General features: G+C 66.9%; 19 protein-coding genes. 14 read left to right on the top strand and 5 right to left on the bottom strand.

The window, feature by feature from the left end; translation table 11 throughout:
- Positions 1–114: 114 nt before the first annotated feature.
- From ACZK4H_RS12030 to ACZK4H_RS11990, 9 genes are all read left to right on the top strand, one after another.
- A complete protein-coding gene (locus tag ACZK4H_RS12030) occupies positions 115–618 on the top strand; it encodes an RNA polymerase sigma factor (RefSeq protein WP_099554007.1) in 504 nt (167 codons plus the stop codon).
- An 82-nt stretch (positions 619–700) separates the two neighbouring features.
- A complete protein-coding gene (locus ACZK4H_RS12025; protein ID WP_099554005.1) occupies positions 701–1,657 on the top strand; it encodes a FecR family protein in 957 nt (318 codons plus the stop codon).
- A gap of 182 nt (positions 1,658–1,839) precedes the next feature.
- On the top strand, positions 1,840–4,962 hold the full coding sequence (locus ACZK4H_RS12020; RefSeq protein WP_099554003.1) for a TonB-dependent receptor: 3,123 nt from the start codon (positions 1,840–1,842) through the stop codon (positions 4,960–4,962).
- 53 nt (positions 4,963–5,015) lie between these two features.
- On the top strand, positions 5,016–5,780 hold the full coding sequence (locus ACZK4H_RS12015) for a Slam-dependent surface lipoprotein (RefSeq protein ID WP_099554001.1): 765 nt from the start codon (positions 5,016–5,018) through the stop codon (positions 5,778–5,780).
- Positions 5,781–5,870: 90 nt separating this feature from the next.
- On the top strand, positions 5,871–7,325 hold the full coding sequence (locus tag ACZK4H_RS12010) for a surface lipoprotein assembly modifier (protein ID WP_099553999.1): 1,455 nt from the start codon (positions 5,871–5,873) through the stop codon (positions 7,323–7,325).
- A gap of 144 nt (positions 7,326–7,469) precedes the next feature.
- Complete coding sequence (locus tag ACZK4H_RS12005) at positions 7,470–7,874, top strand: response regulator (RefSeq protein ID WP_099554030.1); 405 nt, start codon at positions 7,470–7,472, stop codon at positions 7,872–7,874.
- A gap of 9 nt (positions 7,875–7,883) precedes the next feature.
- Positions 7,884–9,479 carry a sensor histidine kinase gene (locus ACZK4H_RS12000; protein WP_099553996.1) on the top strand — a complete coding sequence of 532 codons (1,596 nt, stop codon included), beginning with the start codon at positions 7,884–7,886 and terminating at the stop codon, positions 9,477–9,479.
- Between the two features lie 70 nt (positions 9,480–9,549).
- Positions 9,550–9,891, top strand: a complete 342-nt coding sequence (locus tag ACZK4H_RS11995; RefSeq protein WP_099553994.1) for a type II toxin-antitoxin system prevent-host-death family antitoxin — start codon at positions 9,550–9,552, stop codon at positions 9,889–9,891.
- Positions 9,892–9,894: 3 nt separating this feature from the next.
- The gene (locus tag ACZK4H_RS11990; protein ID WP_099553992.1) at positions 9,895–10,554 is read left to right on the top strand and encodes an ATPase; all 660 of its coding nucleotides are present in this window, start codon (positions 9,895–9,897) and stop codon (positions 10,552–10,554) included.
- A 37-nt stretch (positions 10,555–10,591) separates the two neighbouring features.
- On the opposite strand, the gene proP is transcribed toward ACZK4H_RS11990, so the two are convergent.
- Together proP and ACZK4H_RS11980 are read right to left on the bottom strand one after the other, a co-directional pair.
- Positions 10,592–12,079, bottom strand: a complete 1,488-nt coding sequence (gene proP / locus ACZK4H_RS11985; RefSeq protein ID WP_099553989.1) for a glycine betaine/L-proline transporter ProP — start codon at positions 12,077–12,079, stop codon at positions 10,592–10,594.
- 261 nt (positions 12,080–12,340) lie between these two features.
- Positions 12,341–12,469, bottom strand: a complete 129-nt coding sequence (locus tag ACZK4H_RS11980; RefSeq protein WP_254919678.1) for a hypothetical protein — start codon at positions 12,467–12,469, stop codon at positions 12,341–12,343.
- Between the two features lie 188 nt (positions 12,470–12,657).
- On the opposite strand from ACZK4H_RS11980, the gene ACZK4H_RS11975 reads away from it, so the two are divergent.
- Positions 12,658–13,074: a baeRF12 domain-containing protein gene (locus tag ACZK4H_RS11975; RefSeq protein WP_099550965.1), complete on the top strand. Its 417-nt coding sequence runs from the start codon at positions 12,658–12,660 to the stop codon at positions 13,072–13,074.
- 160 nt (positions 13,075–13,234) lie between these two features.
- Here ACZK4H_RS11975 and ACZK4H_RS11970 read toward each other — a convergent pair whose 3' ends face one another.
- Entirely contained in the window at positions 13,235–15,595 is a 2,361-nt protein-coding gene (locus ACZK4H_RS11970) for an autotransporter family protein (protein WP_099550964.1), read from the bottom strand.
- Between the two features lie 349 nt (positions 15,596–15,944).
- On the opposite strand from ACZK4H_RS11970, the gene ACZK4H_RS11965 reads away from it, so the two are divergent.
- On the top strand, positions 15,945–18,296 hold the full coding sequence (locus ACZK4H_RS11965; protein ID WP_099550963.1) for a GH92 family glycosyl hydrolase: 2,352 nt from the start codon (positions 15,945–15,947) through the stop codon (positions 18,294–18,296).
- Between the two features lie 246 nt (positions 18,297–18,542).
- On the opposite strand, the gene ACZK4H_RS11960 is transcribed toward ACZK4H_RS11965, so the two are convergent.
- Both ACZK4H_RS11960 and ACZK4H_RS11955 read right to left on the bottom strand, forming a co-directional pair.
- On the bottom strand, positions 18,543–19,925 hold the full coding sequence (locus ACZK4H_RS11960) for a sensor histidine kinase (protein WP_099550962.1): 1,383 nt from the start codon (positions 19,923–19,925) through the stop codon (positions 18,543–18,545).
- Positions 19,918–20,592: a response regulator gene (locus tag ACZK4H_RS11955; RefSeq protein ID WP_099550961.1), complete on the bottom strand. Its 675-nt coding sequence runs from the start codon at positions 20,590–20,592 to the stop codon at positions 19,918–19,920. The genes ACZK4H_RS11960 and ACZK4H_RS11955 overlap by 8 nt, the downstream gene beginning before the upstream one ends.
- A 62-nt stretch (positions 20,593–20,654) precedes the next feature.
- On the opposite strand from ACZK4H_RS11955, the gene ACZK4H_RS11950 reads away from it, so the two are divergent.
- From ACZK4H_RS11950 to ACZK4H_RS11940, 3 genes are read left to right on the top strand one after another with little or no spacing between them, the layout of a single operon-like run.
- Complete coding sequence (locus ACZK4H_RS11950; RefSeq protein ID WP_099550960.1) at positions 20,655–21,902, top strand: TolC family protein; 1,248 nt, start codon at positions 20,655–20,657, stop codon at positions 21,900–21,902.
- Positions 21,899–23,071: an efflux RND transporter periplasmic adaptor subunit gene (locus ACZK4H_RS11945; RefSeq protein WP_478472975.1), complete on the top strand. Its 1,173-nt coding sequence runs from the start codon at positions 21,899–21,901 to the stop codon at positions 23,069–23,071. The genes ACZK4H_RS11950 and ACZK4H_RS11945 overlap by 4 nt, the downstream gene beginning before the upstream one ends.
- Positions 23,068–26,145, top strand: a complete 3,078-nt coding sequence (locus ACZK4H_RS11940) for an efflux RND transporter permease subunit (RefSeq protein WP_099550958.1) — start codon at positions 23,068–23,070, stop codon at positions 26,143–26,145. The genes ACZK4H_RS11945 and ACZK4H_RS11940 overlap by 4 nt, the downstream gene beginning before the upstream one ends.
- The last annotated feature ends 118 nt before the right edge of the window (positions 26,146–26,263 follow it).

The following is a 26,263-nucleotide window of genomic DNA, read 5'->3' as shown; positions in this document are numbered from 1 at the left end:
CCTGCCTGTGGCGATGTCGCTGAACGGGGGTGCGGTATCGCGGCCGGACGCCTACAATTCCGGCTCGGACCGTCGCCATCACGCCCATCATTCCCCGGTCCGGCCTTGGCACCTATGTCTCCCAATGCCCTGGCGCTGGTCGAGCTGCTGATCCGCGAGCGCCGTGCGTTGTCTCGCTTCATCGCGCGCTATCTCGACCCGGCCAGTACCGAGGACACCCTGCAGAACCTGTACCTGAAGGCCAGCAGCGTGCCCGGCGATCCGCCCATCCTGGAGCCGCGCGGCTATCTGTACCGGATGGCTTACCACCACGCGCTCAACCGCAGCCAGTCCGACGCCCGCGAGCGGCGTGCGATGGCCGAGTACGCCCTCGACATGGCCGAGGCCAGTCGCGATGGCGAGGCGCAGGCGCTGGACCAGGCGCAGCTGCGCGAGATCACCCAGACCATCCTCGCGCTGCCGGCCCAGGTGCGCGAGTGCTTCGTGCTCAACCGCTACCTGGGCCTGAGCGAGCGCGAAATCGCCGCCCGGCTGGGTATTTCCAAGAGCCTGGTGGGCAAGCATGTGCTGCGCGCGGCGCTGTTGATCCAGCAGCACCAGCAGGGAATGCATCGATGAGCGGCGATTGCCGTGGGCAGATCACGCCCGCCGTTGTCACAACAGGAAGGCGCACCCGTTCGTGGTGCGGCAGGCCACAACCATGACCACGTCCGAACCCTCGCCGCGTCAGGCCAGGCAGGCGTTGCGCTGGGTGATCCAGTGCAGTGCAGGCCCGCTGCCGGAACGCCAGCAACGAACCCTGCAGCGCTGGCTGCAGGCCGATCCCCGCCATGCGCTGGCCTGGCGCCAGCAGCAGGCCTTCTGGCAAGGGTTGGATGCCGCCGGGCCCGACGTGCTGGCCGCGCTGCCCGGGTTGACGGCTGATTGCCAAGGGTTGCGCCCGATCGCACCGCGTCGGCGCCTGCCGTGGCTGCTGGCCAGTGCCGCCGCAGTGGTGCTGATGATTGCCGCTGCGCCACACGCGCTGCTGCTGGCACGCAGTGACCTGCGCAGCAGCGATGCACCGCGCGTGGTGCAGCTGGAGGACGGCAGCACCGCCGTACTCGATGCGGGCACCGCATTGGCGGTTGAGTTCGATGGCCAGCAGCGGCACCTGCGCCTGCTGCGCGGCCAGGCCTGGTTCCAGGTGGCGCATGAGCAGCGACCGTTCCAGGTCGAGGCCGGCGGTGGCCAGATCCGTGACATCGGCACCGCCTTCAGCGTGTCGATGCAGGACACCACGGTCGTGACCCGGGTCAGTGAGGGTGTAGTGGATGTGCGCCCTGGCGATGGCAGCGTACAGCGCCTGCATGCCGGGCAGGCACGGGTGTTCCGTGACGGTCGCTGGCTGCAGCCGCTGCGGCAGGCCGATCCGGATGCCGTGGCGCCGTGGCGGCGGGGCGAGGTGGTGATCGACGACCGGCCGGCCGCGCAGGCCATTGCCGATCTGGCGCGCTACCGCCGTGCTCCGGTGTGGGTACTGGGCGGGCAGGGCAGGGACGTACGGGTCAGTGGCCTGTTCCATCTGCAGCAGCCGGAGACCGCCATTGACGCGGTGGCCGCACAGGCGGGACTACGCGTGCAGCGCTTGCCCGGCGGCGCGCTGGTGGTGTGGTGAGGTGCCTGCGGCGCAGCGCACGGCCCGCCACATGAAAAAAACATGAAAAAACCGTGGGCACCCGCAGTGCCCCGCTGTCTATAGAGGTATAGCCAGAGCGAAACGCCGTTTCTCCTCAAGCCAGACATGCCACCGGCACCGGATGTGCCCGTGGTTCCGCCACGCTTGAGGAGTTCCCGTCCATGCCGTCCACGGCATCCGCCTGTCATCGTCGCGCCACCGTTCTGGCCCTGGCTGTTTCCACCGCTCTGCTGCCGCTGGCCTGGGTGCCGGCCGTACAGGCGCAACCGGCGATCGTCGCGCCGGTGCGCCAGTACACCATTCCGGAGCAGCCACTGGCTGATGCCGTACGCGCCTTTGGCCGCCAGGCCGATGTGCAGGTGGTGTTCCGCAGCGACCTGGTGGAAGGCCGCCGCTCCAGTGCAGTGAAAGGCGAGTACAGCCAGATGCAGGCGCTGCAGCAGCTGTTGCGCGGCAGCGGCGTGCGTGCCCAGCGCGGCATGGACGGTACCTGGAGCCTGCGGGCCGCAGCGGAGGCGGGTGAGGGGGAAGGGGTGCGGGTGACCGAAACACTGGACGTGGCCGGTCGCCTTCAGTCGGAAGGGGGTGAGGCCCGCGATCGGCGTGGCTACGACGATGTGTTCGCGCTGGACCTGACCACGGCGTATTCGGGGCGCGACCGGGTGGAGCGCTACCGTGGCTCCAATCCGGCCGACGTGGTCAAGGATCTGGTCGGTGTGTTCAGTGGCGATGCGCGCAACAGCGGCGCGCTGGACGTCAACATCCGTGGTATCCAGGGGCCCGGGCGGGTGCCGGTCAGCATCGACGGCGGCGAACAGGCGCTCACGGTCTGGCGCGGCTACAACGGCGTCAGCAACCGCAATTACATCGATCCCAACCTGATTGGTGGCATCCAGGTCATCAAGGGGCCAGGGCTGGTGCGCGATGTGCACAGCGGGATCGGTGGCGCGCTGGTGATCAAGACCATCGACGTCGATGACATCGTCGCTGCCGGCGAGCGCTTCGGCGGGGAGCTGAAGATCGAAGGCAGCAGCAATGCGGTGGCGCCGCGCCTGCCGCGGCTGCACAGCGGCGAGGATTACCGCACCGTGCCGGGCTTCCCGCAGGGCTCGCCGAACTCACCCTACGACGACCGCACCCTGGTGGTGCCCGTGAAGTCGCGCAGTGGCAACAATCCCTTCGATGGCGAGGACCAGGCCTGGCGCCTGGCGCTGGGCGTGCGTGGTGACAACGTCGACCTGATGGCTGCCTACGCGTGGCGCAAGCGCGGCAACTACTTCTCCGGGACCAAGGGCAGCGCCTACTACGAACAGGACCGGCGCGAGCAGTTCGAGTACCAGGGCATCGACTACATCACCACACTGGCTCGCTACTTCAAGCCCGGCGATGAAGTGCCCAACACCTCCAGCGAACAGGAGTCCTGGCTGGTCAAGGGCAGCTGGCAGATCAACGATGACCAGCAGTTGAAGGCGACCTGGCGGCGCACGCTGTCGCACTACGGCGAGATCATGCCGTCGCGCATCCTGTCGGCCCCGGACTACGGTCGCATCCAGTGGCCGCTCAGCCGGGTCGATTCGGATGCGTGGAACCTGGAGTACCGTTTCCAGCCCGCCGGCAGTCGTTGGCTGGACCTGTACGCCAACCTGTGGCGCACGGAAACGGAAAGCGATACCTACAGCGCTGGCGGCTTTCCCAACTTCGCAGTGGGTAATCCGGCATGGAATCCGGACGCCAGCCCGATCCTGCGCAACACCGCACTGGCCAATGCACGCAACGACCGCACCGGCCTGATCCTGAGCAACCGCTTCGCGCTGCATTCGACCCTGGACCTGACCGTGGGCGGCAACTGGCAGTACGAGAAACTGGGGTCCGGCGATCCGTACTTCGGCACCACCGATGGCTGGCGCATGTTCCCGCGTGCCGGGCGCCGCCAGGAGGGCGAAGGCTACCTCACCCTGGAGTGGCGGCCGGTCGACTTCCTCACCCTCAATGCAGGCGTGCGCTACAGCCGCTACTGGGCCTTCGACGATTTCCTCGAGGCGCACCCCGAGCTGCTGACCAAGGGCGTAGGTGGCAAGGAAGCGCAGTACACCGTAAACGAGTTGCCGCCGCGTCCGGCCAATCTGCAGGCCCGCATCGACGCTCTGGAAGCACGTCGCGCCGTATGGGAAAAGCGCGGCATGGGCTGGTTCATCGATGACAGCATCCGTGCGTTGCTGGCGCCGTACGAGACGCCGCGTCCGGTCAGGTACACGCGGCCCTGGCTGCCCGATGCCGATGGCAACTACACCCGCGCCGGCAATCCCTGCCTCAATGGCGAAGTGGCGGCCATTCCCGGCGTGCAGCCGGTGTTTGCCGGCAGCGACCAGGTCTGCAGCATCGGCAACAGCGTACAGTCGCAGCCGGTCGATGGTCGCAACAGCCGTCGCCGCGACCACGCCTGGCTGCCGACCTTCTCGGCCACTGCACACCTGTCCCCGGCCGCCCGTGCCTACGTGCGTTACAGCGAAGCGGTGCGCTTCCCGAGCATGTTCGAAAGCACCATCGCCTTCTCCGGCAGCCTCAATCCGTTGCATGCGCTCAAGCCCGAGCACGCCTACAACTACGAGGTGGGCTACGTGCACAACCTGTCAGCCCTGTTCGGCAACACCGCCGATGCCGACGTCAAGCTGGCGTACTACGTGCACAAGACCCGTGACGTGATCGAGCGCGATGGCAACTTCCTGTTCGACAACATCGACAAGCAGACCATCCGTGGCATCGAGCTGCAGGCGCGCTTCGACAACCGGCGCTTCTTCACCGATCTGGGCATCACCCGCACGCTGGAAAACGAGGTGTGTGACGAGAGCATGGCGGTCCTCCTGGACGCGAACCGCGGCCTGGTCCCGAACTGCGTGCAGGATGGTTTCGTCGGTGGTTACCTGCTGACCCAGGCCATTCCCAAGCTGTCGATCAACTGGTCGCTGGGCACGCGCCTGTTCGATGAGCGCCTGGAACTGGGCAGCCGCATCGTGCACTACCAGCGGCACGAGAACCCTGATCTGCAGGCCTACCGTGACCGCCTGCTGAGCGGTGGCAGCGGGCTGCTCTGGCAGAACGTGCCGTTCACCTGGGGAAACATCACCACCGTCGATGCCTATGCGCGCTGGCGCTTCAACGAGCATGCCAGCGTCGAGCTGGTCGGCAGCAACCTCGGCAACCGCTACTACGTCGATCCAGCCACGCGGTCCACGCTGCCGGCCCCGGGTCGCACCCTGAAGCTCGGCGTCACCGCGCGCTTCTGATCTCCCACCTTCAAGCGTTGTACCCGTAGTTCCCTCAACCAAGGAGCAATACCATGAAAATGATCTCCCGTTCGGTGCTCGCCGTTGCCGCCTCGCTGGCTCTGGTCGGTGCCGCGCATGCTGCCGATATCGTTGGTGCCGCCAGTGCCAGGACCGATGCCGAGCTGTACGTCGCGGTTGGCGAATCGCAGGTCAATGGCGGCCCGCACCGCGCTGGCAAGGCCGGTATCGGTGTCGGCACCGTGTCCCAGGCCAAGCCGGTGGACTTCCAGGGCCTGAGCGCTTACTCGGCACCGACCACCGTCAATGGCGTGACGGTACGTACCCTGGCCATGCCGATCACCGGCGCACCGGGCAGCCACGCCGGCATGGGCCACTTCAACTTCGTCAAGGTCGGCAGTGGCGATGTCTGGTTCGGCGAATGGTCCAAGGATGGCGCTGCCGGTGGCTTCAACAACCGCCAGGTCTACTTCGTTGGTGACCGCGCCGGCACCACGCTGCCCGCCGGCGTGGCGTCCTACACCGTGGCCGGCCTGAACAAGTTCAACGGCAGCAACCTGCTGAGCGGCACCTTCGACGCCGACTTCGGCGCCGGCACCCTGGACGGTGCGCTCTCCGGCAATGGCCTGACCCTGGCCATCGTTGCCAACATCAACAGTGCCGATGCATCGTTCGCCGGTTCGGCCAACGCCAATGGCAGCGTCAACGGCACCACCCAGGGCCAGTTCTTCGGCGCCAACGCCGCCACCCTGGCCGGCATCGCCACCTTCGCCGGCAACAGCCAGTACGACACCGCCTTCGGCGGCAGCAAGAACTGATTGCCACGCCCCTGACGGGGCAGGGCAGGGACAAGCCGCGATCCGCCAGTCCCTGCTTCGGCCCGCTGCATGCATCACCACGGATCGACCATGCGCCATCCCATCTTCCTTGTGATCCTGTTGCTGGCGGCTGCCGATGTGCGCGCCCAGCAGGATGATCTTCGTCGTGTGCTGGAGCAGGGCAGCGAACTGCGCCACCAGCAGCAGGACCAGCAGCGCCTGCAGCAGGCCGAGTCGGCGCGGCCGACCATCACCGTCGACGGCCAGACCCTGCGCGTGGAGCGCACGGTCGACGATCTGGGCCAGGCGCTGTACCTGTCGCTGCAGCATCAGCAATGGGGCGCAGCGCAGCGCTTCCTGGACGAATACATCGAACTGCCCGGCCACGACCCGTTGCTGCGCCACTACGCGCAGGGCGGCCTGGCGCGGGTGGCCGGCAATCACCACCGCGCGGCCAACGAGTACGAAGCACTGCTGGCGGCGCAGCCGGATTTCCTGCCGGCCCGCCTTGAGCTTGCACGTGTCTATGCCGAGGACCAGCGCGACCGCGATGCCGTGGTGTTGTTCACGGCCATCGCCGGTGGCATCAATGCCGACGACCCCTCCACCGCAGGTGTGCGCGGCCGGGTGGACGCCTACCTGGCTGCGCTGCAGGCCCGCAAACGCTGGAAAGGAGCGCTGGCAGCCGGCCCGGCATGGAGCGACAACATCAACCGCAGCTCGGCCAGCCGCACCTGCCTGTTTGGAGTGGGCGACACCTGCATCATCCAGCGCAATCTTCCCGATGCCCAGCGCGCCATGGGCCTGGACTACGACGGCAACCTGGAGCGTCGCTGGGCATTGGCCGGACATCACGGCGTCTATGTGCGCGCGCTTGCGTTCGGCCAGGCATGGCGCGGGCACAGCGCCTACAACGAGCTCAATGCGAGCGTGCAGGCGGGCTATAGCTGGCGCAGCGCACGGCATACCCTGCAGATCGCGCCGAGCTATGACTACCAGGGCCTGGGCAACCGGGCCCTGCAGGGCGGCAGCGGGCTGCATGGCGAATGGCAATATGCCTTGGACGCGCGCAGCCTGCTCAAGCTGGAGGCCGACTGGAAGCGCCAGCGCTATCGCCAGCGCGGCCTGGCCAGCAATTACGACGGTGAGCTGGCCGCGGTGTATGCCACCTGGTTCCATGCGCTCAACCCGCGCTGGACCCTCTTTGCCGGGCTGGACCTGAGTGACAGCAGTGCTGCCAATCCGGCCAACGGTTACCGCCAGCGTGGCCTGCGCCTGGGGGCGGCACGCCAGTGGACGGGCACCACCGCCACCGTATTCGTGTCGTTGCGCGAGCGCGACTACGACGCGTGGAGCCCGCTGCTGGAGGCGCGGCGTGAGGACAGCGAACAGAACCTGATCGCCGTCGTCCGCAGCGAGCGCCTCGCGGTGGCCGGGCTGGTACCCAGCCTGAGCCTGCGCTACGCGCGCATCGACAGCAACGTTGGCTGGTTGTACAGCCACGACCGCAGCCTGCTCAGCCTCAAATGGGAGCGCGCCTTCTGAATCGCCGCCCGCGACGCCTGCATCATCGGAGTGAATGCGACGTGGCAGCGTTCTTCATCGGTCGTCACGCGCCCTTGTAGCCCGGATCGCGCATCCTGCCAGCATTGCGGCCAAGCAGGCCGCGTGTACCGAGGAGTGCAGGGCGTGCTGGAGGCAGGTAGCAAACCGGATGGCCTGAATGGGCTGCGCGTACTGGTGGCAGAAGACGAATTCGCCATCGCGATGTTCCTGGTCGACTATCTGGAGCTGAAAGGCGCACAGGTGGTGGGGCCTGCCGGTGACCTGCAGGCGCTGGGGCAGCTGGTCGATACCCATCCCATCGATGTGGCACTGCTGGACATCAACCTGGGCGGTGAGCAGGTCTATCCGCTGGCCGATCGTCTGGCCGAGGCGGGCACACCCTTCCTGCTCACCTCCGGCTACGATGAGAACCTGCCCAGCCGCTTTGCTGCGGCTCCTCGCTGCACCAAGCCTTACCACATCGAGGCCCTGGTCCAGCAACTGGCCGGATTGGTGGCGGTCCCACGGGCCTCTGCGGGCGCCGCCTGATTGCGCGGCATGGCCCGCCCGACTGAAGGTCTCCACGCTGCCGACATGCGTGGGTCCGCGCCTCCTGCACTGCGCATGCATGCCCGGCACGATGGCATGGCCGCGCGCATCGCCCGCCACGAGTGGTCGTCCACGCCATTGGGCGCGATCGAGCGCTGGCCGCCGCACCTGCGCGCTACCGTCGACCTGATGCTGGCCCATGGCTTCCCGATGATCGTGCTTTGGGGCGAGCAGCTGGTGCAGCTCTACAACGATGGCTACGCCGAGATCCTGGCCGACAGGCATCCCGGGGGGCTCGGTCAGCCGACCCGCGAGTGCTGGCCCGAGGTCTGGCACATCAACGGCCCGCTCTATGCCCGCGTCTGGCAGGGAGAGACCCTCACCTTCGAGGACAAGCTGTACCCGCTGGCGCGGCAGGGTCGCCTGGAAGACATCTGGTTCACCATCACCTACAGCCCGATCCGCGGCGAGGAAGGGCGCATCAATGGCGTGCTGGTGACGATGTTCGAGACCACCCCTGCGCACGTGGCCCAGGCCGCGCGCGAACGCGAGGAGCAACGCCGGCGTGAAAGCGAGCGGCGTCTGGAGCTGGCCTTCAAGGTGCTGCCGGTGGGTCTGTGCATCGTCGATCTGGAGGGCAGCATGGTGTTGTCCAATGACCAGATGCGTGCGTACCTGCCCAGTGGCAAGGTGCCTTCGACCGATGCGGAGAACCAGCATCGTTGGCGGGGGTGGCATCCGGACGGCTCCACCATCGGGCCCGAGGACTTCGCCATTGCCCGTGCGATGCGCGGCGAAACCGTGGTGCCGGGGCTGGAGTTCCAGTACCTGCACGACGATGGCCGGGTGCGCTGGACGCGGGTTGCCGCAGCACCGCTGCGTGACGCCGATGGAGGGGTCAGCGGGGTGTTCGCCATCGCCGTGGACATCGACGATCTCAAGCATGCCGCCGAGCGCCAGGCGGTGCTGCTGGCCGAACTGCAGCACCGGGTGCGCAACATCATGTCGACCATCCATGCCATTGCCTGGCGGACCCGCGAGTCGGTCAGCAGCGTGGATGAATACGCTGAACGGTTATTCGGGCGACTGATGTCGCTGGCACGCACGCAGAGCCTGCTGACCCGTGGCGCCAATGCAGGGGTCTGCCTGCGCGGCATGCTGGATGAGGAGATTGCAGCGCAGACACCGGCTGCCGCGGTCTATCACCTGCAGGGTGAGGACGTGCTGCTGCCACCCAAGGCTGCCGAAGTGCTGTCACTGGCGATCCACGAGCTGGCCAGCAATGCGCTGCGGCATGGCGCGCTGACCCATGAGGACGGCCGGATCGAGGTGTCCTGGAACCTGCAGATCCAGCAGGGGCAGCCATGGCTGGGGCTGCATTGGTGCGAGCGGCATGCCGAGGTGCAGGATTGGGAGGTACCCCACCAGCGCGGCCTGGGCCGGGCCCTGATCGAGCAGCGCGTCCCCTACGAACTGGCCGGCAGTGGCGAACTGCGCTTCGCGCCGCAAGGCCTGGATGCCTGGATCCGCTTCCCGCTGCGCGAGCGGGACAGCCTGCTGCAGACCGATGGTCCGGGCGCGGCGGCGGACGGTTCCGGCAGGTAAAGGTCCATTTATCCCCAATTGGGCCAAATTGGGCATAATGGCCTCAACTGTCCACGTCTGGAGCCGTGCCATGACCCTGCCGCTGGATCTGCCTGGCCTCGAAAAGGCCCCCGCGTCGTCGGTGAAGACCCGTGGCTGGCCGAGCCTGATGCGCACCGTGCGCGAGAAGCAGGCGCTGGTCATTACCAACCACAACCACCCCGAAGCGGTGATCGTGGATATCCGCACGTATCAGGAACTGCTGGCCAAGGCCGCTGGCAGCGATGCCGGTGAGCGCAGCGAAGAACTGCTGCGCCTGCGCGGTGAGTTCGACCAGACCCTGGCCAGCCTGCAGCGCGGTGAGGGGCTGGGCAAGGTGCTGGGCCAGCCGATCCGCCGCGGCCGCAAGGTCACTCTCGGCCGTCCGCTCTGACCGATGGGGCGGATCCTGGTGCTGGCCGGCGTCAATGGCGCCGGCAAAAGTTCGCTGCTGGGCACCTGGCTGGAAGCCGAAGGGCTGAGCTGGTTCAATCCCGATTCGTTCACCCGCCGCCTGGTGGAGGCCGGCTGGCCGCTGCCCGACGCCAATGCCGAGGCCTGGCTGGAAGGCACCCGCCGCCTGCGCCAGGCCATGGCCGATGGCACGGACTTTGCCTTCGAGACCACGCTGGGCGGCAACACTATTCCGCGCCTGCTGCGCGGGGCCTGCGAACACCATCATGTTGCGATCTGGTTCTGCGGGCTGGCCACGGTGGACCTGCACATTGCCCGCGTTGCAGCGCGGGTGGCCGCCGGCGGTCATGATATTCCGGTGGAGAAGATCCACGCCCGCTTCGATTCGGCGCGCGAGAACCTGCTGGAACTGCTGCCACACCTGGCCGAGCTGCATGTCTACGACAACAGCGCGCCGGCCGACGCCAACGGCTGCGTTGAGCCGCTGCCGGTGTTGGCGATGGCGCATGGCCAGCTGCAGTACCCGGTCTCGGTGGCCGAACTGCTGCATACGCCGGACTGGGCCAAACCCATCGTGATGCGCGCGATGGAACTGAGCGCCCCGAATATCGCCGGGCATGGCCCGGCGCTACCGGTTCAGTAGATCCACGCCATGCGTGGATCGCGTTCTGCGCCCGGCCTCAGGCCGGCTTCACCTGCTCGGGCTCCGCAACGTCCGGCAGTGGCGGCAGACTCGGGTCCACCGTTACCGGCACATCGCTCTTCAACAACGCAGCCGCTTCCCTGTCGCTGCCCACGGCCGGCGGTGAACCACGCAGCGGCAGGCCGGCGGTCTCCTTCACGAACAGCATGGTCACCAGGCCGATCACCGCCGCGCCCATCAGGTAGTAGGCCGGCACCAGCGGGTCGCCGGTGCGTTCCACCAGCCAGGCGGTCACCAGCGGGGTGGTGCCGCCGAACAGCGATACCGAAACATTGAAGGCGATCGACAGCGCGCTGTAGCGCACCGGGGTGTAGAACAGCGCCGGCAGCGTGGATGGCATCGAGCTGGTGAAGCACACCAGTGCCAGGCCGAGCAGCATCAGGCCAAGGAAGATCATCCAGTCGTTGCCGCTGCCGACCAGCAGCAGGCACGGAATGGCAAGCACCAGCAGTGCGATGCACGCGCCGATGATCATCGGGCGGCGGCCCAGCCTGTCACTGAACAATCCACCGACGATGTTCAGCGGCATCATCACCAGCATCACGATGATGATGAGCAACAGCCCCTTGCTCTCGGCATAGCCCATGGTGACGCTGAGGTAGCTGGGCATGTAGGTCAGCAGCATGTAGTCGGTGACGTTGAACACCAGCACCAGGCCCATGCATACCAGCAGCTGGCGGCCGTGCACCTGGAACAGCGCGCCCAGCCCCGGACGATCGTGCTCGCGCTTCTCGGCTTCCTCGGCGAAGGCGCGGAAGGCCGGCGTTTCCTCCAGTTTCATGCGCATGTACAGGCCAAGCAGGCCGAGTGGGCCGGCCACCAGGAACGGAATGCGCCAGCCCCAGTCCAGCATCTGCCCGCTGCTCAGCAGCATGTGCAGCGCGGTCACGGTACCGGCGCCTGCGATGTAGCCGCCCAGCGTGCCGAACTCCAGCCAGCTGCCCATCAATCCACGGTTGCGGTCGGTGGAATACTCGGCGATGAAGGTGGCCGCACCGCCATACTCGCCACCGGTGGAGAAGCCCTGCACCACGCGCGCCAGCAGCAACAGCACCGGCGCCCAGATGCCGATGCGCTCATAGGAAGGAATCAGGCCGATCGCAAACGTGCCCAGCGCCATCAGGATCATGGTGAACGCCAGTACTTTCTGGCGCCCATAACGGTCGCCGAGCGGGCCGAACACCAGGCCGCCGAGCGGCCGCACCAGGAACGCCACGGTGAAGGTGGCGAAGGCAGCGATCACCTGCGCGGTGGGGTTGCTGGACGGGAAGAACACCTGGCCGATGGTGACGGCGAGATAGCCATAGACACCGAAGTCGAACCACTCCATGGCATTGCCCAGTGCGGCGGCGCCCACGGCGCGCTTGAGCATGGGCTTGTCGACGACGGTGATCTCATCGACTTTCAGATGGCGGCGGCGTTTGAACCAGCCGAAATGGGCATGTGCCTCGGGCGTGTCCTGCATGGGGTCTCCCTTGTAGGTATGGAATAGGGGAATGAGCGGTGTGGTGTGTCCCGGAAATCGGAAACGGCGATGCAGGCGCAAGTGGCGCAGGGGCATCGATGGGGGGCGTGGGGGCCGGGGAATGTGTGCAGGCGTAACGCCACGCGCACGGCAAAGCACCGCCGCAGGGGCGGAGACGCGACAACGGGATCACAACGACCGCGCAGTCAGCGGCCGGGTATCACATCAGCGTAGGGGTGCAGGCAAGAGGGCCTTCGGGCGTCATCCGCCGGGATCCAGCGCAAGGCGATGGAAATGCAGGGCGGGAGCATTCGTGGCAAGCGAAGCGCCGGTCGGCAGTGCTTCCCACGTAACAGGTGCGCCCGTCACGTAGTGGGTCTTGTCGATCATCGATTCATCATAACGGCATCGGCGTGAGCGTGCAGCGAAGCGGAGTGATCTGCACGCTGTGTTCCATCACGCCTGTTCATCTGCACTGCACGCGATGACGTGCATTGAACGAACTCTGGCCGTAGCGCTCACATGGTTCTGTCTACGGTGGTGGTGAACGCAATAACGCAATCGAGAAGGAGCATCGCATGACCCGTCGCATTCCCGAAGGTACGCTGATCATTGTCGCCGATGGTGGTTCGGCCCGCGTGTTCACCAACGTCGGCAGCGATCATCAGCTGACGCTGAAGCAGGAAGGCGAACTGCGCCTGCAGGACATCAGCGAGCAGGGCGTGTCGGGACAGGGGCCGTCGGGGGCAGTGCCGAAGGACATGTCCATTTCCCAGCTCAACGAAGCGACCTTCGCCAAGCAGGTTGCCGAGCAGTTGAACGAGGATGCGCTGAACAACCGCTACGCACACCTGGTGCTGGTGGCCGATCCGACCACGCTGGGGCGCATCCGCCCGCTGCTGCACAAGGAAACGCAGGCCCGCCTGCTGGGCGACATCGCCAAGGACCTGACCAACGCACCGTTGGCCGATATCCAGAAGGTGCTGGCGGCGTAGAAAGACCGATCGATCTCCTCCAGAGGCCAGAGCCGAGCGCATGCTCGGCCATCGTGGGAAGCGTGGGATCTCTGCGCCGCGCAAGGCGTAGCCGACGCTGCCCTGTCGGCGTTCACCTTGCGCGGTTCCACTCCAGGGAAGCCCAGGAAAAGGCGACCGACTACCAGCTGTAACTGACACCTACCTGCGCACGGGTCTGGTGATAGCCACTGGCCCTCTGCAGCGACAGGCCGCCCCAGGCGCCGAGGCCGTTGCCGAACTTCACCGACGCACCGCCACTGAACTCGCCACGGCTGCGCGGCACGCGCGCATCGGCGATCTCGTCATCCACGCGGATCTGCGACTCGGCGCGGGTATGCAGCCAGTTGGCGGCGAGGTACGGCTGCACCTCGGCGGCACCGTTGCCCCAGCGGGTCACACCGGACAGGCGCAGGCCCGCGCGCCCGAACACACCATTGGCATTCTCGGCGCTGACCACCGTGCCGTTGGCCTCGGTGTGGCGGTTGCTGTCCCAGCGGCTGTAGCCCACCTGCAACTGCGGCTCCAGGTAGATGCCACCGTTGCTGGCACCGCCCACGCGGAACGCATAGCCGGTTTCCACTGCGCCCTGCCAGGCGCGGCTGTCGTAGCGTTCCGTGTCCAGGCCGATACCTTCCACCCGGTTGCGGAACTGCGCACGCTGCACCGAGCCATCCACATAGAAGCCGGCATACGGATCGGCGCCGTTGCCGCCGCGCCAGGTACCGTAGACGCCGAGCGCCTCGCCCTTCACCTTGCCGCGCGCATAGTAGCCGGTCAGCTCATTGGTGGAGGTGCTGGTGGCATTGCCGCTGGACAGCATCACGCCCACGCCGCTGCCCGATTCGTGACGCCACACGTCGGCGCCGACGGTCAGTGCCTGGCTGTTGCCGCGGATGTCGAGCTGGCGGCTGATGGCATCAAAGCCGTTGCGCGAACCATCCACGCGGGCCCAGGCGCGGCCGGAATTCTGGCCGGCATGGCGGTCGTGGTAGCCCACGCGGAACATGCTCTGCGCAGCCTGCAGGTTGGCCAGGTAGGCGCCGGGTTCGGGGCGCAGCACCGGCTCCGGATCGACCGGATCAACAGGATCAACAGGATCAACCGGCTTGCACTCGGGCAGGCTCGGATTGACCACGCACGGGTCCGGCACGGTCGGTAGCTGCGAACGCAGGTACCAGTTGCCGTCGGCGCCGGTGCCTTTGTGCAGGAAGTACTCGTACTGGCCGCCCACCGCGCGGCCGGCCAGGTTGAACTGGCCATTGGACGCGCCGCCAACCTGGATCAACTGGATGCCCTGGCTGGTCTGCGCCCCGGCACCGCCGACGTTGTTGACGCGCACGTTGGCACTGCCACTGGTGTCGCCGCCGATGATCAGCTTGTCGGTGGCCGCATCGTCGCCGGCCAGCACGGTGTTGAAGGCGAGGGTGCCGCCATTGCCGGTGAAGTTGCCGGCCACGTTGAGGGTGTGGAAGGCGGAGCCGTCGCCCAGGGAAATCTCACTGTTGCTGCCCAGCGCCAGCGTGCCAGTGCTGCTGTCGCCGCTCAGCTGCCAACGGGCATTGTCGAGCGCCATTGAAGTGATGTTGCGCGTGGTGCCTTTCAGGCTGGCACCATTGCGCAAGGCAACGCCAAGCGTGCTGCCGACGGTGTTGAGAATGCTGCCAGTCAGCTGGCTGTTGTCGACATTGAAGCCGACCGTTGCATCGGGTGCCTCGACGAAGAGGAGATTGCCGTCACCGCCGACAATCTGGCTGTTGTTGCGCACGTTGAAGACGACGTTGGATCGGGGGCTCGCTGGATCAAGCGAGGGAGCGACCCGGATGGCGGCTGCGGTACGGCCCTCCACGCGGGAGCTGTCAATATTCACTTCCGAAGGGCCACCCACGTCCGTATCAATGGCGTAGATGCCGTTCTGTGCACCGATGACGGTGCTGCCGTTCTCGATGGACACATCGGCGGTTCCGATCAGAAGCAGCCCGTTGCCGGCCAGTGGCTCAACGTTGCCGACATCAGCCAGTGCCTCGACACGCGTTGCGTCCAGCACCAGCGACGCTCGCTGGCTCGGACCGCTGGTGGCGACACTGACACCCACCCCAAGTCCTTGCAGCGTACTGCGGCGAACCATCGCTGTGGAAGCTGGGCCGGTGTCGCCCGTCACCCCCGTGGCCAGCAACAGTGCTCGTTCCCCGCTGTTGGCGATCGAGGTATCACTGATTTCAGCATGGCTGTTGGTCAGCCGAACAGCAGCGTCGGACCCTGAGAAAGAAACCTGCGCCCCATCCAGGATCACGCTGGACGAGTCGCGTGCAAAGATCGACAACGTCTGCCCGCCGGGGCGCACATCAATGCGGGCACCAGACAGGCTCCACGTCTCGGCAGTATCCCCGGGTTGCACGGTGGCGGACTGCCCCGGCGTGAGGATACCGGCGTAAGCCGGAAGTCCGAGGGCAAGGGAACTGGCGACAGCCAGCGCAAGGGAACGACGAACGGCGATCTTCATGACCGGACTCCTGTGGGTATCGAACTTCAGGAAAGGGACCGCATTCACTTCGTCGGTGTGAATCAAACGCTCACATGGCGTGAAAGCGAAGTGAATAGGGCGCTGTTCCTGGCCCGCGCGAGGCGTATTGCGATAGCCGTCACATCGCAAACGGGCATGTCGCAAGACGCCTCTTTTGTGCCGCATTGGGCTTGCGCAGAGTCTGGTGATCGCCAAGGCGCGGGAACATGCAATTAGTTGCAGATAAGACAGGACAACTTTTGTCGCCTTTGGATCCATTCAGCTGCGCCGCAACATGCGGTGCCGGTAGCCGGGTGCTAGCATCCGGCCATCATATGAATCGATCCAAATGCCGATGCCCACGCTGGACCGTCGCCTCCTGATCGCCTTCGCCGCCACCGCCATGCTTGCTTCCGGTGCCGCTCTGGCTGCCACGCCGAAAACCGCCGCCGACAAGGCCTACGCCTCGGTCGACCCGTTCATCGGCACCGGTGGGGAAGGCCACACCTATCCGGGTGCAACGGTGCCGTTCGGCATGGTCCAGCTCAGCCCGGATACGCGCATCCAGCCGCGCGAAAAGGCCTACGGTTGGGCGGCCGGCTACCGCTACGACGACAGCAGCATTGTCGGCTTCTCGCACACCCATTTCTCCGGCACCGGCCATTCGGACCTGGGTGACATCCTGGTCATGCCGTTCACCGGCAATCCCGGGCTCGAGCGCGGAGATCCGGAGAAGCCGGGCAGCGGCTATGCCTCCCGGTTCCGCCATGACGACGAGAAAGCCGAGCCGGGCTACTACGCCGTCACCCTGGACGATTACAAGGTGCGCGCCGAGCTGACCACCAGTGCCCGCGTGGGTGTGCATCGCTACGCCTTCCCGAAGGGCACCGACGCCAAGGTGCTGCTGGACATGCGCACCAGCATGTACGACTACCCGGGCAAGGTGTTGTGGTCGAGGGTGCGGGTGCGTGCTGACGGCACGATCACCGGCTTCCGTGAAACCCGCGGCTGGGCGCCGGGCCGCCAGGTGTTCTTCGCCATGCGTTTCTCGCGGCCGCTGGCCAGCCACGAGCTGCACAGCACCGAGAAGGACATTGTCTACAAGGGCTTCCCGCCGCCGGGCGAGAAGGATCCGGCGCAGCGTGCACAGATCGAGGGCCGTCAGCTGGTCGGTACCTTCGCATTCGGCAAGCTGGACGCACCGCTGGTGGTCAAGGTCGCCATCTCACCCGTCAGCGAGGCTGGCGCCATCGCCAACCTCGATGCCGAAGTGCCGGACTTCGATTTCGAGCGGGTACGTGCCCAGGCGAAGCAGGAATGGACGCAGGCGCTGTCGGTGCTCGATATCGATGCACCCGAGCACGCTCGCCGCAGTGCCTATACCGCGCTGTACCACACGATGCTGGGGCCGACGCTGTTCATGGATGCCGATGGCCAGTACCGCGGTTCGGACAACGCGGTGCACAAGGCAGACGGGTACACGAATTACTCCACGTTCTCGCTGTGGGACACCTACCGTGCGCTGCATCCGTTGCTGACGCTGGTGCAGTCGGAGAAGCGCAACAGCGACTTCGTCAATTCGATGCTGGCGCACCATGAGCACAGCCCCTACGGCATGCTGCCGGTGTGGTCGTTCCATGGACTGGAGGACTGGTGCATGATCGGCTACCACGCCGTGCCGGTGATCGCCGACGCCTACGTAAAGGGCATCCGTGGCTTCGATGCCGACAAGGCGCTGAAGGCAATGGTCGAGACCGCCAACTACGGCCCCTATGACGGCATCGCGCAGTACCGCGAGCTTGGCTATGTGCCGATCGACGAGGAAGGTGAAGCGGCCAGCAAGACGCTGGAGTACGCCTTCGACGACTGGACCATCGCACGCATGGCGCAGGCGATGGGCAGGGGCGATATCGCGGCCACCTTCGACAAGCGCGCGGGCAACTGGCGCAACGCGTTCGACAAGGACACCGGCTTCATGCGCGCACGCAAGCGCGACGGCAGCTTCCGCACTCCGTTCGACCCCAGCGCCAGCGGCTACGGTACCGACTACACCGAGGGCAACGCGTGGCAGTATTCGTGGTACGTGCCGCAGGACGTGGCCGGCCTGGCGGCAGCGCATGGTGGCAGTGACAGACTGCTGGCGCGGCTGGACGAGGTGTTCAACGCCAAGGTGGATCCGTCCATCTTCGAGCACATGGAAGACATCACCGGGCTGATCGGCTGGTATGCACATGGCAACGAGCCCAGCCACCACGTGGCCTACCTGTATTCGTATGCCGGCCAGCCGTGGCGCACCCAGGCGCGCCTGAAGCAGATCATGGACACCCAGTACGCCGACCGTCCGGATGGCCTGGCCGGCAACGATGATGTCGGCCAGATGTCAGCGTGGTACGTGTTCACCGCGCTGGGCTTCTACCCGGTGGCACCGGGCTCGGGCGAGTACATCCTCGGCCGCCCGTTCCTGCCGAAGACCGCGATGCGCCTGCCCAACGGCAAGACGTTCACCATCGTGGCCGATGGGCTGGACGATGCGCACACCTATGTGGGCGGTGTGACGTTGAACGGCAAGCCGCTGCAGCGCACCTTCCTGCGCCACGACGAGATCCTGGCCGGCGGCGAGCTGCGCTTCAGCATGCAGGCCGAGCCGAACAAGGACTGGCCGGGGCAGGGCGCGCAGGCGCCATATTCGATGAGCCGGTGACACGTTGTTGGTTGGCATAAGGTGATCCCGCTTCTGGTAGGTGCCAACCTTGGTTGGCACGGGGGACATCAACGGCGCCCACCAAGGTGGGCGACTACCGGAATCCGTGGGTCGGCACGCCTTTGGTAGGTGCCAACCTTGGTTGGCACGGGGGACATCAACGGCGCCCACCAAGGTGGGCGACTACCGGAATCTGCCGGCCGGGGCGCCTTTGGCAGGTGCCAACCTCGGTTGGCACGCGGCAGATCAGCGGGAACGAAACCGCAACCCCACCCGCGCGCCACCGATCGGGGCGGTATCAATCATCAGGGTCGCGCCATGCCGCTGCGCGATCTCGGCCACGATCGCCAACCCAAGCCCGCAGCCATCGCCTTCGCTGCAGGCCCGGTAGAAGCGTTCGGTGACGCGCGTGCGCTCGGCTTCGGCAATGCCGGCGCCATCATCGTCCACCCATGCCTGCACGCCATCAGCCGCCTGCCGAACGCCGAGGGTGATCACACCGGGCACCGCACCGTAGCGCAGCGCGTTGTCCAGCAGGTTGCCCAATGCCTCGCGCAGCAGCTGCGGATCGCCCTGTACCTGCACGCCGTCGTCGGGCCCGTCGTAACCCAGGTCCACGCCCACCACCAGTGCGCGGTCGGCATAGCGCTCCACCACGCCGCGTGCCAACGCAGCCAGATCCACCGGTTGCAGTGGCAGTGCACTGCCATGCGGATCCTCCGAGCGGCTGAGCATCAGCAGCTGGTTGACCAGGTGCTGCAAGCGGGCCAGCCCGGCCAGCGTGCCGGACAGCGCCAGCTGCTGGGCCTGCGGGTCGTGCTGGCGCAATGAACTCTCCAGCTCCACCTGCATTGCCGCCAAGGGCGTGCGCAGCTGGTGCGCGGCATTGCTGACAAAGCGCCGTTGCGCTGCCTGCATCGCGTCCAGGCGCTGCAGCAACGCGTTGTAGGCCTCCACCGCCGGCCACAGTTCGCGCGGTGCCTCCTGCGCCGGATCCAGCGGTGCCAACGGATCCGGCCGCGGGCTGGCCAGCTTCCGCGCAACCAGGTTGGCATGGCGAGCGGCAGCGCCTGTACCGGACCAGGCCAACCACGCCGCCAGTGCCAGGATCGCGGCCTGGAAGGGAACGCTGGCCAGCAGCAGCTTGCGCTCCAGCCGGTGGCGCTTGCGAAGCGTCTCAGCCACGCGCAACCGGATGTCATGGCCCGGTCCGGCGCTGACCACCACTTCGACCATGCGCACCGGTTGACCACGCACCCGTGCATCGTAGTACACGGCGTCGTCATCATTTCCTGCAGCGATTGTGGGGCGTGGCAGGGCTTCGGGCAGGTCACCATACAAACGCCCACCCGCAGCGTCGACCACCTCGCCATGCACTTCGTCGGCGGTGTCCCAGGTGAACATGCGCGAGACTGCCGGGGTGATCTCGATCGAAGCGCGACCATCCTGCACCGTCACCAGTTCGGACAACGACATCGCCGAATCCAGCAGCCAGCGGTCGTAGACCTGGCCGGCATAGAACCGGGCCAGCGCAAATGAACCGACGGCGCTGCACAGCAGCAGTACCAGCAGCGGCAGCCACAGGCGTCCCAGCAGCAGGCCGCGCAGGCTGTGCACGCGCTCAGTCACCCACGGCCTCCAGGCGATAGCCCAGGCCACGCAGCATGCGGATGCCGACGCCGGCATGCGCCTGTTCCAGCTTGCGTCGCAGGCGGCTGACATGCACTTCGATCACCGACAGGTTGGCCTCGTGGTCCCAGCTGTACAGCGCGTCGAACAGGCGCTGCTTGGTAACCGTGCGGCCCGGATGCTGCATCAGTGCCTCGACCAGGGACAGCTCGCGCGCGGTCAGCTCGATGCGCAGGCCTTCAACCTGCACTTCATTGCGGATGCTGTCGAAGCACAACCGGCCCAGCCGCTTCTGCGCCGGTGCATCGCTGCGGCGGCGCGACAGTGCACGCAGGCGGGCTTCCAGCTCACCGAGTGCGAACGGCTTGGCCAGGTAATCGTCGCCACCGCGGTCGAGGCCGAGGATGCGGTCCTCCACACCATCGCGTGCGGTCAGGATCAGCACCGGCAGGGTGGCGCCGTCGTTGCGCAGGCGTGAGAGCAGATCGAGGCCATCGACGTCGGGCAATGAAAGGTCCAGCACCATCACGTCATACGGTGCGCTGGCCAGTGCCGCCGGCGCGTGCAGTCCACGCGAGAGGTGGTCGCACAGATGACCGGCACCCTGCAGGGCGCGGATCAGTCCATCGGCCAGAGCGGCGTCGTCTTCGATCAGCAGGATTCGCATTGCAAGCTTCGTGCAAGGTTGGGGCAAGTTTGGCGCAAGTGCATCACCTTACCGTGACGTGCATGAATTTCTCCTCTCGTCTTGCGGCCGTATTGGCCACTCTTCTGTGCGCACCTGCGGCTTCGGCGCTGTCCCTGCAGGAAGCGCAGCGCGCAATGGAAGCACACAACCCGGACCTGCGTGCGGCGGCACTGGAGCTGCGCGGTGTGCAGGGCGATGCGCAGACGGCGGCGCTGCGCCCGGCCACCGAGCTGTCGATCGGCACCAGCAAGATCAGCCCCAGGCATGGCATCGGCCCCGGACGCTGGCAGGACAAGCGGGTGGACAGCACCGTTGGCCTGGGCTGGACCTGGGAACGCGGCGGCAAGCGCGCACTGCGCATCCGCCAGGCCGACGCGCTGCTGGAGGTCGCCGGGCTGGACATGCTCGATGCCAGGCGCCGACAGCAGGTGGCACTGCATGAAGCCTATTTCGGCCTGAAGGGCGCCCAGGAGCGGGCGCAGATTGCCGATGCCAACCGCCAGAGTTCGACCGAGCAGATGGCGGCGGCGGAGAAGCAGGTTGCGACAGGGGCGATGGCGCCGGTTGATCGTGCCCGACTGGCGGTGGACGACCTGGCGGTGGCCGACGCGGCGCGCGAGGCAGCGCTGGATCTGCGCGATGCGCGGCATGCACTGGGCCTGCTGCTCGGCCGCGACGACAGCCATGGCCTCAGCGCCGATGATCCGTGGCCAGACCCCGCGGGCAGGGCCGATGCGCGCCCGTTCGATCCGCAGCAGCGTGCCGATCTGCGCGCGGCACGTTCGCGCCTGGCCGCAGCCGACGCCGGTGTGGCGCTGGCGCGCAGTGAGCGCCACCGCGACATCCAGCTGGGCGTGGAGGCCGAGCGCGAGCCGACCGACATCAGCGGCGTCACCTGGGGTGTGTCATTGACCATTCCGCTCGGCGGGCCGTCACGTGCACGCGGCGCGATCCAGCGTGCCGAGGCCGACCGTGACAATGCCGTGCTGGAGCTGCAGGTGCGGCAGCGCGAAGCACGCGCCGAACTGGACCAGCTGCAGGCCAGCGCGCAGTCCGCCGCGCAGCGCCGCAGCGACTACGAAGGGCTGCAGTCCGACGCTGCACGCAAGGCAGTGCAGGGCATCGAACTGGCTTACCGCCGCGGTGCCGCCAGCCTGACCGATCTGCTGGATGCGCGCCGCAGTTGGCGCGACTTTGAGGCCGCGTTGATCGATGCGCGTGCCGACCATGCCATTGCCCTGGCGCGCTGGGAAGCGGCCACATCCGTTGCTGAAGGAGAGTCCCGATGAAGTCCACCGTCGCCCATCGCCCGAGGGCGCGACACGCAGCGCTGCCGGCCTTGCTGGCGCTGGCCCTGCTGGGTGGCTGCGGCCGTGAGCCGGCGTCCTACACCGAGGATGCGCCGCAGGTCCGTGCCGACCAGATCCAGTTTCCTGCCGGCAGCCGGCAGCTGGACGTGCTGCGCAGCGAGTCGGTGACCGCCGGCGCCAGCGCCAGCCTGCAGCTGCCGGGCCGGGTGGTGTGGGACGAGACCCGATCCAGTGCACTGCACACGCCGTTGGCGGGGCAGGTGGCGCGCATCGAGGCGCAGCCAGGGCAGAAGGTGAAGGCTGGGCAGGTGATCGCCTGGATCACCTCGCCCGAGTTCGGCCAGGCACAGGCCGACGGCGTGCGTGGCCGCGCCGAGCTGCAGCAGGCGCGCAAGGAGCTGGAGCGCACCCGCGAGTTGCATGTGGCGGGTGTGGCGTCGGGCCGCGAACTGGACGAGGCCGAGGCCAACTTCGCCGGCAGCCAGGCCGATCATGCGCGTGCAACCGCCTTCGCCAAGGCGTATGGCAATGGCCAGCACGTCGACCAGCGCCTGCCGCTGCGCGCGCCGATCGATGGCGTGCTGGTGGAGCGGCGGATGAGCCCGGGCATGGCAGTCAGCCCCGACAGCGAACAGCCGTTGGCGGCGATTGGCGATCCGGACCGCCTGTGGCTGCTGCTGGATGTTCCCGAGAGCCTGGCCGGACGCTTGAAGGCGGGCATGCAGGTGACCGTGCCCGGCGCCGATGGACAGCCGCTGCGGGCGACCCTGCAGCACGTGGATGATTTCGTCGACAGCGAACGCCGTGTGGTGCAGGCGCGCGCCGAGCTGGACAACCGTGCACGGGGTTTCAAGGCTGGCCAGTACGTGCGTGCGCGGGTTGCATTGCCGGCCGAGGGCGGTGTCTCGCTGCCCGATGCCGCGGTGCTGTTGATCGACGGCAAGCAGGTGGTGTTCGTCGAGGAGGGCAAGGGCCGCTTCGTTCGCCATGCCGTGCATGCCGAGGAACTGGGCGATGGCCGGCTGTGGGTGCGTGAGGGCCTGGTAGCGGGCGCCAGGGTAGTGGTCGAGGGCGGCCTGCTGCTGCAGCAGCTGGCGGACAACGCGCCGGCCGCCGCCAGCACCGGCACGGGGCACGCCGCCCCATGATCGATCGCCTGATTGCCTACTGCCTGCGCCAGCCATTGATGGTGATGCTGGCACTGCTGCTGTTCATTGGCGCTGGCATTGCCGCGTTCCGCGTGCTGCCGGTGGAAGCCTTCCCGGATGTGTCCGACACCCAGGTGACAGTGGTATCGCTGCACCCGGGCCGGGCCGCCGAAGAGGTGGAGCGCGAGGTGACGATGCCGCTGGAAGTGGCGCTGTCCGGCATCCCGCATTCGGTGCGTGTGTTCTCGCATACGCAGTTCGGGCTGTCGATGATCATCCTGACCTTCGACGACAAGGCCGATGACTACTTCGCGCGCCAGCAGGTGCTGGAGCGCCTGCAGGGCGTGGAGCTGCCGGAAGGGGTGACCCCGGAACTGGAGGCGATGAGCTCGGCGGTAGGTGAGATCTACCGTTATGTGCTGAAAGGCCCGCACATGACGCCAACCCAGCTGCGCACCGTTCAGGAATGGACGATGGAGCGCACTCTGCGCACCGTACCCGGGGTGGCTGATGTGATCAGCTTCGGCGGCTTCGCGCGCACCTTCCAGGTCAAGCCGGACCTGGACAAGCTGCGTGACCGCGGCATCAGCCTGGGTGAGTTCGCCGAGGCGCTGGAAAAGGGCAGCTCGAATGCGGGCGGCGGCTACGTGGAGCGTGGCCAGCAGCAGTTCCTGATCCGCGGTGTGGGCCTGATGCGTTCGCCGGCCGACATCGGCAATGTGGTGGTGGCGCAGCGCGGGGGCACGCCGATCCTGGTGCGCGACCTGGCCGGCATCGCCGACACCGGCCTGCCGCGTCAGGGCCTGGTCGGCCAGGACGACAACGACGATGCAGTGTTCGGCATGGTGCTGATGCGCAAGGGCGAAAATCCGTCCGACGTGCTGGACGCTCTGCATGCACGCATCGCCGAGATCGAGGCCAATCAGTTACCGGCAGGGGTCAGCATCGAGCCGTTCTATGACCGCTCGTGGCTGGTCTCGACCACGCTGAAAACCGTCTTCCGCAACCTGCTGGAAGGTGCGGTGCTGGTGTTCCTGGTGCTGTGGCTGTTCCTGTACAACGCCCGTGCCGCGCTGATCGTGGCGGCGATGATGCCGCTGGCGCTGCTGTCGACCTTCCTGGGCCTGCATCTGTGGGGCGTGCCGGCCAACCTGCTGTCGTTGGGTGCGATGGACTTCGGCATCATCATCGATGGCGCGGTGATCGTCACCGAGTACATCGTCTCGCGATTGTCGAAACTGCCCCCTGCGGCCGACCGGAAGACGCGCTTCTCGACCATTCTTTCGGCAGCGTCGGAAGTGGGGCGACCGACGTTCTTCTCGATGCTGATCATCATCGCCGCACATATCCCGATCTTCACCCTGCAGCGCCAGGAAGGCCGCATGTTCGCGCCCATGGCGTACTCGGTGACCTCGGCATTGATCGGTGCCTTGATCCTGGCGCTGACCGTGGTGCCGCTGTTCTGCTACTGGTGGCTGCGGCGCGACCGCATGCGCGACGGCAATCCGTTGATGGACCGCCTGACCGGCTGGTACCGGCCGATCCTGGAGCGCGCATTGGCCCGTCCGCGTGCGGTGGTACTGACCGCGGTTGCGCTGCTGGTCGGCACGCTGGCGCTGGGCACCCGGCTGGGGTCGGAGTTCCTGCCCGAGCTGGACGAAGGCTCGATCTGGTTGACCGCCACGCTGGATCCCAGCACCAGCCTGGCTGAGGCGCAGCAGCAGTCGCGGCGCATCCGTGAGCTGGTCGGCACCTTCCCGCAGGTGTCGACGGTCGTGGCCAAGCTTGGGCGCCCGGAAGATGGCTCCGATGCCAAGGGCGCCAACCAGATCGAGGCGCTGGTGGCGTTGAAGCCGGAGAAGGAGTGGCCAAAGGGTGTGGACAAGCGACAGCTGGTGAGCGATCTGCAGCGCACGCTGGAGCAGCGCATTCCCGGGCCCGAGTTCTCGATCTCGCAGCCGGTGCGCGACAACATCCTGGAGAGCATCTCGCAGATCAAGGGCCAGGTGGTGATCAAGGTCAGCGGCTCGGATCTGGACGTGCTCAACCAGCAGGCACAGGCGATCCTGGGGCAGGTACGTGGCGTGGAGGGCGTAGAGAGCGCCTTCATCGACCGCGACGGCTCATTGCCGCAGCTGCAGATCGAGATCGACCGCGACCGTGCTGCGCGCTATGGGCTCAATGTGCGCGACATCGACGAGGTGATCGAGACCGCGCTGGGCGGGCGCCAGGTAGGCGAACTGTGGGAGGGCGACCGCAAGTTCCCGATCACGCTGCGCCTGGACGACGCCGACCGGGACCTGCAACGGCTGCGCACGGTGCCGGTGGGCATCGGCGATGGCCGCACGGTGACACTGTCCGACGTGGCCGATTTCCGCATGGCCAGCGGTGCGATCAACATCTCGCGCGAGAACGCGCAGCGGGTCAAGGCGGTCAGCATCTTCATCGCCGGCCGCGACATGGGCAGCGTGGTGGCCGACATGCGCAAGCGCGTGGACGCCAGCGTGCAGCTGCCGGAAGGCTACCGCCTGGAATGGTCCGGCGAGTTCGAGAACCAGCAGCGTGCGATGAAGCGGCTGGGCTGGGTGATTCCACTGTCGGTGCTGATCATCTTCGTGCTGCTGTTCGATGCCTTCAAGGACATCAGCAGCGCCGCGCTGATCCTGGCCAACGTGCCACTGGCGATGATCGGCGGCATCCTCGCCCTGTGGCTGACCGGCATTCCACTGTCGGTGTCTGCGGCGATCGGCTTCATTGCATTGTTCGGGCAAGCGGTGCTGAACGGGGTGGTGATGCTCAGTCGCTTCGCGCAGCTGCGCGAGCAGGGCATGGACCTGCTGCAGTCGGTGGTACAGGGCTCGCTGCAGCGCCTGCGCACGGTGCTGATGACCGCGCTGCTGGCGATGTTCGGCCTGCTGCCGATGGCCACCTCGCATGCGATTGGTGCCGAGACCCAGAAACCGCTGGCGGTGGTGGTGATCGGTGGCCTGCTGTCGGCGATGCTGCTGACCCTGCTGGTACTGCCCACGCTGTACTACTGGGTACATCGCCGCCGCGAGGCGCGCGCCGGATGATCCGCACGGTAGATCCACGCCATGCGTGGATGCGACCCCGCCGCCGGGCATGACCCGGCGCTACCGAGTTCCCGCGCTCCGCGGAGATGCGATCAGTAGATCCACGCCATGCGTGGAT

The sequence above is a fragment of the Stenotrophomonas sp. 78350_Sma genome, from assembly GCF_056482105.1.
The sequence above is the reverse complement of the archived record's forward strand: the minus strand, read 5'-3'. Positions and strand labels throughout refer to the sequence as shown.

Bases quoted from the DNA above. Each gene is read 5' to 3' on its own strand.
- ACZK4H_RS11940 (WP_099550958.1), top strand. From the start codon at position 23,068: ATGATCGATCGCCTGATTGCCTACTGCCTGCGCCAGCCATTGATGGTG.
- ACZK4H_RS11990 (WP_099553992.1), top strand. From the start codon at position 9,895: ATGGGGCGGATCCTGGTGCTGGCCGGCGTCAATGGCGCCGGCAAAAGT.
- ACZK4H_RS11950 (WP_099550960.1), top strand. From the start codon at position 20,655: ATGAATTTCTCCTCTCGTCTTGCGGCCGTATTGGCCACTCTTCTGTGC.
- ACZK4H_RS12000 (WP_099553996.1), top strand. From the start codon at position 7,884: ATGGCCCGCCCGACTGAAGGTCTCCACGCTGCCGACATGCGTGGGTCC.
- ACZK4H_RS12025 (WP_099554005.1), top strand. From the start codon at position 701: ATGACCACGTCCGAACCCTCGCCGCGTCAGGCCAGGCAGGCGTTGCGC.
- ACZK4H_RS11965 (WP_099550963.1), top strand. From the start codon at position 15,945: ATGCCGATGCCCACGCTGGACCGTCGCCTCCTGATCGCCTTCGCCGCC.
- ACZK4H_RS11995 (WP_099553994.1), top strand. From the start codon at position 9,550: ATGACCCTGCCGCTGGATCTGCCTGGCCTCGAAAAGGCCCCCGCGTCG.
- ACZK4H_RS11955 (WP_099550961.1), bottom strand. From the start codon at position 20,592: ATGCGAATCCTGCTGATCGAAGACGACGCCGCTCTGGCCGATGGACTG.
- ACZK4H_RS12015 (WP_099554001.1), top strand. From the start codon at position 5,016: ATGAAAATGATCTCCCGTTCGGTGCTCGCCGTTGCCGCCTCGCTGGCT.
- ACZK4H_RS11980 (WP_254919678.1), bottom strand. From the start codon at position 12,469: ATGATCGACAAGACCCACTACGTGACGGGCGCACCTGTTACGTGGGAA.
- proP (WP_099553989.1), bottom strand. From the start codon at position 12,079: ATGCAGGACACGCCCGAGGCACATGCCCATTTCGGCTGGTTCAAACGC.
- ACZK4H_RS12020 (WP_099554003.1), top strand. From the start codon at position 1,840: ATGCCGTCCACGGCATCCGCCTGTCATCGTCGCGCCACCGTTCTGGCC.
- ACZK4H_RS11975 (WP_099550965.1), top strand. From the start codon at position 12,658: ATGACCCGTCGCATTCCCGAAGGTACGCTGATCATTGTCGCCGATGGT.
- ACZK4H_RS12030 (WP_099554007.1), top strand. From the start codon at position 115: ATGTCTCCCAATGCCCTGGCGCTGGTCGAGCTGCTGATCCGCGAGCGC.
- ACZK4H_RS11945 (WP_478472975.1), top strand. From the start codon at position 21,899: ATGAAGTCCACCGTCGCCCATCGCCCGAGGGCGCGACACGCAGCGCTG.
- ACZK4H_RS12010 (WP_099553999.1), top strand. From the start codon at position 5,871: ATGCGCCATCCCATCTTCCTTGTGATCCTGTTGCTGGCGGCTGCCGAT.
- ACZK4H_RS11970 (WP_099550964.1), bottom strand. From the start codon at position 15,595: ATGAAGATCGCCGTTCGTCGTTCCCTTGCGCTGGCTGTCGCCAGTTCC.